The sequence below is a fragment of the Mesorhizobium waimense genome (genome assembly GCF_003601975.1).
GTDB lineage: Bacteria > Pseudomonadota > Alphaproteobacteria > Rhizobiales > Rhizobiaceae > Mesorhizobium > Mesorhizobium waimense.
In genome coordinates, this window is sequence record NZ_QZWZ01000106.1 from 1 (window position 1) to 6,435 (window position 6,435).

Consider the following 6,435-nt stretch of genomic DNA (forward strand, 5'->3'; position numbering starts at 1 on the left):
AAGTACGGTGTCTTCTACTCCGTCGTTGATCTCCAGGCCGCCATCAATCGCTTCATCACCGAGCACAATCAGCAATCCCAACCGTTCGTCTGGAGAGCCGACCCACACAAAATCATCGCTGCCGTCAGGCGCGGGCACCAAACGTTGGAATCACTCCACTAGTGGTTGTCGCCTGACATAAGAGTCCTCTCTGATTGGGGTCGTCGTGGTCAAGGTGCTCTGCACTTTTTCTCGGACCGTTCCGCAGGTCACCCGCTTCTCTTCGTGGTGGCGCTTGGGCCGCCGCACGGTGGGATCAGGAGAGCGAAACGTCTCAATCTGGTTCACGACCTTGCGAACCTTGGGTCGGCAGGTTCGGGACTCTCAACGAGATCGCCTCGCCCATCGTCCCCACGGAACGATCCGGGCATCGCCCTTTTCGGGCGGAAGCTTTGTTCGTGTTGCTTGCTTCTTTGATCTTTCTCGGTCACGCTGCCAGTGCGGCAGGCTCCTTTCCAAAGCGGAACTCGGTTGCGTCGGCCTACATGCGGTGCAGGATGACGGCCAGTTTGCGGGCCACCGCCAGACGCGCCCGCGCCATGCCGCGGAGTCTGACGATGTTCATGCCCAAGCGCGCAGGCTCGACCATTTCTTCGAGCGCACCAGCAGCGAATGCGCCCTCGTAGAGGGCGGTGCGGGCGAGTTCGTCGCCGCAGCGGCTCACCTTTCCCTGGACATCGGTCTCGCTGGACTGGTAGCGCGCTGGAGTCAGCCCCAACTGCGCCCCCAGGCGGGTATGATCGCTGCCTTTCCAATGCAACAACAAATGAATCTGGTCACCCTCGACGTGTGCCACGACCTCGCGCAACACGACCCGGATGATACGCCTACGCGTGACGGCAGTGGCCGCCGAATGATGCAGGTGGCCTCCAGGTCGACCCCCATTTGCATAGGCGCTCGCGCTCCTCGGCGCTCAAGGCGGCCGGTCGCTGTCGGAGCAGGACCTCCAGTTACATCACCCTTGGCGCCATTATAGCGACAAGCAGCCTGCGGCAAGCAGGAGGAGGAGCACGGCGGGCCCTGCTGACCCGGTCCTGTCGTTGCGAAGTCCCTGCCGGGACGGTGGATCCGGATAGCCGCTAAGACGGGAGCAGCTCGTTTGATGACCACGGCCCTGGATTGGCCAACCGACCCCGATCAGACCCCATCAGGCAGCGGCCGAAAGCGGGACTGCGGGCAGAAGCAAGCCCCCCGGCGGCGGACGGAGCTAAGAGGGATTGACAAGTCGAGGCCCGTTACAGCGTTACAGAAGCACCGTCTCAATGAAGCCGGACAGGACACTGCGCCACGACAAGGCCTACCATCAAAGCCGAAGCGTTCATCCTAGAGATGAGCGCGACGGCTATCTTTCGACAACCGGTGTGATCTGATCGAAGCTGGCCTGCGCGAGTGGGGTTCTCTGCAATTCGGTGCCAGAAAAGCAACCCGTCTTCAACCTGAGTAAGAGATGTAGGAAAATTGAAAGCACCAGCGGACGGGACGCTTTCTTCTCCTTACGCGGCTTTTTTCTGTCCACTCGACCCCGTGAGAGTGGCCTCCTTGAGGAGATACAAGGCGTCGTTAATCACGAATCCGTCAAGACCCGAAGCCCGGGCATAGGTCAGCAAATCGCTTGCGCGATTGATGAAGCCGGTGCCTTTGAAATTTAGGGATGTGTTGCAAAGAACGCCGACTCCGCTTTTCGCCTTGAACGCGGATGTGGTGCAAGCGGTTGAAATGACGTAGGATTTGGTTGCTTAAGCCGATCCGCGCCATTTCCCGGAGACCATCTTACGCTGCCGCTGAGCGGTTTGTCATCAGTCGGCGGCAAGTCCGTCGTCGCCCGTTTCGACGGCGGCATGTTGTCGTCCAACAGTGGGGTTCTCGCTCTGGCCGAGGTGGAAAAGCGGCTGCGGGTGGCCGACCGTCTGGCGCGCTGCATCGATGATCCGCGCTGCCCGGACCAGGTCATCCATAGTGTGGCCGATATGATCGGTTCCGCATGAAGATGATTGCCGCCGGCTATGAGGATGGCAACGACGCCAACCGGCTGCGCTCCGATCCGGTCTTCAAGATGGCCCAGGATGCACTGCCTTCGGGTCGGGATCTGGCGTCGCAATCGACGATGTGCCGGCTGGAGAACCTGCCCGGCGTGCGCGAGCTGGTCGCCGTGGGCCGGGCGATGGTCGACCTTTACTGTGCCTCGTTCCGGCAGGTGCCGAAGCGGATCGTGCTCGACATCGACGACACGTTTGACGAGGTGGCCACCAGCAAGGCTTCCTCCTTGCCGCTCAGCTTGCGCTCCGCCCCGGGGCGCGGTTCTTCGCTCAGCGCCGCCTCCAGGCCCATCTCCACGAAACGGCGGTTGGTGCGGTAGACCGTGGAGCCGCCGACCACCACCGTCCTCGCAATGGTCTCGTCGCCCAAGCCTGCGTCGGCAGCGAGTAGGATCTGGGCCCGCTTGAGCTTGCGCGCCGGATGCTTGCCGCTTCGCAGCATGCTCATGAGTTCGTCGCGTTCGGGTTGGTCGAGATCGACGCGATAGCGTACACTCATCCCGGATGGCCTCCTTCGGTTGTGGAGGTTCCGGAAGAATCAGAAAATGAATCAATTACTTGACGCAAAGACGCCAACTCGACCTCGTTTCACCGAAAAGCAGGGCCAGTATCTCGCCTTCATCTCGACCTACGGCCTCCTCAATGGTCGCTCGCCGGCCGAACGCGATATGCAGCGCTTCTTCGGCGTCACCGCGCCTTCCGTCCATCAGATGGTGCTCACCCTCGAGCGCACTGGATTGATCCGCAGGCAACCGGGCCTCGCGCGCAGTATTGAACTGCTCGTCGAACCCGACAGCCTACCCAGACTACAACCCGTGCAAAACGTCAAATCCCTGTGCAGAGGTACTAGGCGATTACAGTTGTTCCTGTACGCATGCGAAAGCCTTAACCTCTTCAGCTTCTCAAAGCCGGATCAAACGGGCACTTTGTGAGATTTTCGTGACCCTTCTCGGTTATTAGCACCTGCTCTTCGAGCTTAACGCCGTTGCGCCCACCGACGGCTCCAATGTACGCTTCGATGCATAGCGTCATGCCGGGCTCAAGGACGTAGTCGAACGCTCCCGGGATGAAATCTTCTGGATAAGCGATGGCCGGATACTCGTCGCAAAGCCCAATGCCGTGCATCATGAAGCTATATCGCTGGTCAACAAAATCCTTCGGCAGCTTGTGGCCGCGTTGGGTAAGTTCGGTGAACGACACGCCGGGTTTCAACAAGGCCATGTTTGTCATGACATGCTCATAAGCGACAGCATGCAGCCGTCGCTGTTCGTCACTCGGCCGACCATCGCCACAGTACCAGGTTCGGGAGATATCAGCGCACATGCCGTAAGGCCCCACCATGTCCGTATCGAAGGCGACGAGGTCTCCTGAGATAACTCGACGTGGCCCGGCTTCCTGCATCCAGGGATTAGTACGAGGTCCAGATGTCAGAATGCGCGTTTCGATCCACTCGCCGCCGCGAGCGATGTTCTCAGCATGAAGAACCGACCAAAGTTCCGTTTCGGCTATTCCCGGCCGGAGCTGCTCTCGCATCTTGGCAACCGCGATTTCGCAAGTAGCCAGCGAGCAGCGCATCGCGTTGAGTTCGTCGATCCCCTTGATCGCTCTGGCATGTTCCATGAGCTGCATGCCGTTGCAGACCTCAATCCCGAGATCATCCAACGCGCGCAAGCCAGGGATCTCAATCCTATCAACGCCAAGACGACGGTTCTTGCCTCCAAAGCGGCGCAACAGATCGTCAAGCTGTCCGGCGAACTCCTTCGCGATTACCTCCTCCTCGTCACCAGCTACGAAGTAGAAGAAGCCAGCACCGCCATCTCGAACCTCATTGATGAGCGGAAGGTAGTCAGAAAGATGGCCGCAACGATGGAAATCCCAGAGAACGACATACCCGTCCGCCGATACGAAGGCGGCTCGGGAGGGATTGTGCATGGTCCAGATTTGCATATTCGAGGAGTCAATTGCGTATCGAATATTCAGCGGATCGAAGCACAATACACCGGCATAGTCCCTCTTACGCAGTTGCTGGACGATCCGGTCGAGCCGCGTTTTCCGCATCCGCTCCAGGTTCGGCGGCGTCAGACCTAGCACGGACCACTCGGCAAAGGCGGCATCCGTGGGTCCGATCTCCACTCGATCGTTGCTATTAATACTACCATCCGGCTTCAGAGCCTTGGCCCCTCGTGTCGGATTGATTTTGCGGTTCACGATAGAAAACGAGGACATTTTGAAGATTCCCAGTTGCACGAATTCTATCAGCACGACAGGATTTGCTGGTTGCTGAAGGAGGAGAAATATTGCCCGGCACAGCGACTTTAACTTGGAGGAGAAGCCTCCGGCTGCACCCTCGGCAATGCCGACGAACAAAGACAAACAGATACTTCGGTGCACCCGAACTCCGAGCTAGCGTAGTCCCAGGTCACCTCGTCACTTTCCCGAAGAGCGAAAAAAGAGGGGCTTGGACTCCAGTTGAATCGAGTTTGTCGTCCAACCCGTTCCAGTCGCCCAATTAACCCGGTGATAACGATCTCGCCCGGCAGAAATCGCCTGTAGCGAACACTTCACGGCTTCTATCGACACAGCATTCGAGGCTCCAACATTGCGAGCATTGAGCTGCCTCGCGCCGCCAACATCTCTGTTAAGATAGACACGCTTTTGTTTTACATGTGGACACGGCATGACCGATTCCTTTCAACCGCAGCCGAATCAGGGCGGAGCGATGCTTGATGCGAGATGCGAAGCAATTGCTCCTCTTTGCACCAGCATCCGTGAGTTCATTCGCTCAATCCCAAAGGAGCCAAGCCTATTGGGAAGTGCTGGATTGCCGATGCCCCTTGCGATGTGGCGCAGCCCTCATATTTCCTTCTTCCTCCGTCCACCCATTCGATTTCGCGTCAGACGAATGCGGGTTAGGGGTTGTCGCCTTCTTGCAACGAAGGGCTTCAAAATTCGTGTCAAGTGGCGCCGTGATCCCGGATTGAATCGGGCTGACGACGGCGAACTATTTCGATAGTCTCGTTTACGGCTCTGCTGACAGGGGGAGATGGCTCGTCAAACAAATTGCCGATAACAACCATCGCCTTTTCATCAGCGAGCCTCTCGCGCCCCATGCCTCGATTGCTACCGGTGACAGCAACTTTGATAGCCGCACCCAAAAATTCCTCCTATCCTGCAGTGAGGCCGCCATCTATCGGAAGAGCGACCCCTGTGATGTGCTTGGCTTCCTCGCTTGCAAGGTACAGCGTCAAGCTCGCTATTTCTTTGGGAGTAGCCACGCGACCCTGGGGTATCGCGTCAACATTCCTTTGAAGAATCTCCTCGGGGCTGACCGGCTTGCTATGGGCCGATACAAGCATGGGAGTATCAACGGCACCAGGACAGACGGCATTGATGCTGATTTGCTCTTTGGCATGGTCAAGGGCCATAGCGCGCGTCAGCAGAACAACCGCGCCCTTCGACGAACAATAGGCTGCCAGCTCGGAACAACCAACCAGCCCAACATTCGAGGCTATGTTGACAATGCTGCCGCCGCCGGTCCTCCCCATAGCCTTAACTGCCGCTCGGCTAAAGTAGAACACACCACTGACATTGGCCTCGAAAGTCTCACGCCAATCATCATCTGTGGTCTCAAGTACACTTCCACGCCGGATGATACCCGCGCTGTTAACCAGAACGCTGACCTTTCCAAACCGCTCTACGGTAGAATTGACCACGTGGTCGGCGAAGGCCGAGTCAGCCACGTCGCCCAGCATCAATTCGGCCCGACAATTGAGTTTCTGAACCGCCTCCAAGGCTCGTTTGCCGCGCTCTCGATCGCGGCCGACCAATACAACCGACGCACCTATCGCAGCGAAGGCCTCTACGACGGCCTCTCCTATCCCCGACGTTGCGCCAGTAATGATAACAACCTTCTTGGAATGCGTCATTGTTGTGATTCTCTAGCCGAAGAGGCTCATCTGATAAGCCAAGGAACGCCTAACAGCTTGCGTAGCTACGCCGAGCTTTAATGCGCAGCGCATGCAGCTAACTAAATGCCGCGGTGCCTAATTAACACATCCAGCATTTCCGGTGAATGCTGCCCGGTTAAGCTTTGGCTAATTATTTATAAAGAACTGTTATGCCAAATTAACACTAAGTCCTATTTTTTTAAGCTAGACTTTGTTCGTTTAGGTGGCGAAGCATAGGGCTTGCGTCGTCCGCCTCGCAATCTAGTCCCTATGATTGCTGGGCCTGAGTGTCCGTTCCAAAAAGAGGTGAGTGATTTCAGCGGGTTGTGATTCTGTCGGATTGCTGAGATTCGACGGAGATCATGATGCCCTGGACCGAAACCACTCGCCCGCAATATGTGCGGCGTTGCGCC

3 protein-coding genes and 5 pseudogenes are annotated in these 6,435 nt (G+C 57.6%); 3 read left to right on the forward strand and 5 right to left on the reverse strand.

Annotated features, from left to right (window positions below; all coding sequences use genetic code 11):
• Positions 1–162: pseudogene (locus D3227_RS39520) on the forward strand (IS630 family transposase); the annotation flags it as partial.
• A 358-nt stretch (positions 163–520) separates the two neighbouring features.
• Here the strand turns inward: D3227_RS39520 and D3227_RS39525 are convergent.
• A pseudogene (locus D3227_RS39525) lies at positions 521–769 on the reverse strand (transposase); the annotation flags it as partial.
• A 763-nt stretch (positions 770–1,532) separates the two neighbouring features.
• Positions 1,533–1,715: pseudogene (locus tag D3227_RS43995) on the reverse strand (carbamoyltransferase C-terminal domain-containing protein); the annotation flags it as partial.
• 99 nt (positions 1,716–1,814) lie between these two features.
• On the opposite strand from D3227_RS43995, the pseudogene D3227_RS39535 reads away from it, so the two are divergent.
• Positions 1,815–2,281 (forward strand): annotated as a pseudogene (locus tag D3227_RS39535) (transposase); the annotation flags it as partial.
• On the opposite strand, the pseudogene D3227_RS39540 reads toward D3227_RS39535, so the two are convergent.
• A pseudogene (locus D3227_RS39540) lies at positions 2,275–2,574 on the reverse strand (helix-turn-helix domain-containing protein); the annotation flags it as partial. The pseudogenes D3227_RS39535 and D3227_RS39540 overlap by 7 nt on opposite strands.
• Positions 2,575–2,620: 46 nt before the next feature.
• Here D3227_RS39540 and D3227_RS39545 point away from each other — a divergent pair.
• Entirely contained in the window at positions 2,621–3,007 is a 387-nt protein-coding gene (locus D3227_RS39545) for a LexA family protein (protein WP_120019375.1), read from the forward strand.
• Here D3227_RS39545 and dddP read toward each other — a convergent pair.
• Positions 2,970–4,448 (reverse strand): dimethylsulfonioproprionate lyase DddP, encoded by a 1,479-nt coding sequence (gene dddP / locus D3227_RS39550; RefSeq protein ID WP_208646608.1) that lies wholly within the window; start codon positions 4,446–4,448, stop codon positions 2,970–2,972. The genes D3227_RS39545 and dddP overlap by 38 nt on opposite strands.
• Positions 4,449–5,239: 791 nt before the next feature.
• Positions 5,240–6,001, reverse strand: a complete 762-nt coding sequence (locus tag D3227_RS39555) for an SDR family NAD(P)-dependent oxidoreductase (RefSeq protein WP_120019374.1) — start codon at positions 5,999–6,001, stop codon at positions 5,240–5,242.
• Between the last annotated feature and the right edge of the window lie 434 nt (positions 6,002–6,435).

Coding starts and splice junctions, on each gene's coding strand:
- D3227_RS39545 (WP_120019375.1), top strand. CDS start 2,621: ATGAATCAATTACTTGACGCAAAGACGCCAACTCGACCTCGTTTCACC.
- D3227_RS39555 (WP_120019374.1), bottom strand. CDS start 6,001: ATGACGCATTCCAAGAAGGTTGTTATCATTACTGGCGCAACGTCGGGG.